Raw genomic sequence first — 1,174 nt, forward strand, 5'->3', positions numbered from 1 at the left:
TTCGAACGGACCAAGCCCCACGTCAACGTGGGTACGATTGGCCACGTGGACCACGGCAAGACGACCCTGACGGCGGCCATCGCCACGGTGCTGTCTGCCAAGTTCGGCGGCGAAGCCAAGGCATACGACCAGATCGACGCAGCACCTGAAGAAAAGGCCCGCGGCATCACGATCAACACCGCACACGTGGAATACGAAACGGCCAACCGCCACTACGCCCACGTGGACTGCCCCGGCCACGCCGACTATGTGAAGAACATGATCACCGGCGCTGCCCAGATGGACGGCGCCATTCTGGTGTGCTCGGCCGCTGACGGCCCCATGCCCCAGACCCGTGAGCACATCCTGCTGGCCCGCCAGGTGGGCGTGCCTTACATCATCGTGTTCCTGAACAAGTGCGACATGGTGGACGACGAAGAGCTGCTCGAACTCGTCGAGATGGAAGTGCGCGAACTCCTGGACAAGTACAACTTCCCAGGCGACGACACCCCCATCGTGCGCGGTTCCGCCAAGCTGGCCCTGGAAGGTGACAAGGGTCCCCTGGGCGAAGAAGCCATCATGAAGCTGGCTGAAGCCCTGGACACCTACATCCCCACGCCAGAGCGCGCTGTGGACGGTGCCTTCCTGATGCCCGTGGAAGACGTGTTCTCGATCTCCGGTCGCGGCACCGTGGTGACGGGCCGTATCGAACGCGGCGTGGTCAAGGTCGGCGAAGAAATCGAAATCGTCGGTATCAAGGACACCGTCAAGACCACCTGCACCGGCGTGGAAATGTTCCGCAAGCTGCTGGACCAGGGCCAGGCTGGCGACAACGTTGGCCTGCTGCTGCGCGGCACCAAGCGTGAAGACGTGGAACGCGGCCAAGTGCTGTGCAAGCCCGGCTCGATCAAGCCACACACCCACTTCACGGCTGAAGTGTATGTGCTGAGCAAGGACGAAGGCGGCCGCCACACCCCGTTCTTCAACAACTACCGTCCTCAGTTCTACTTCCGCACGACCGACGTCACCGGCGCGATCGAGCTGCCAGCGGACAAGGAAATGGTCATGCCAGGCGACAACGTGTCGATCACCGTCAAGCTGATCAACCCCATCGCCATGGAAGAAGGCCTGCGCTTCGCCATCCGTGAAGGCGGTCGTACCGTCGGCGCCGGCGTCGTGGCCAAGATCATCGCCT

The 1,174-nt window shown here is 62.7% G+C and carries 1 protein-coding gene; it reads left to right on the forward strand.

Features of this window, described 5'->3' with window-relative positions; translation table 11 throughout:
• The coding region (gene tuf / locus AC07PA_RS32630) for an elongation factor Tu (RefSeq protein WP_007860289.1) at positions 1-1,174 on the forward strand (1,174 nt) is incomplete at both ends.

This window comes from Acidovorax sp. GW821-FHT09B03 (assembly GCF_059418305.1).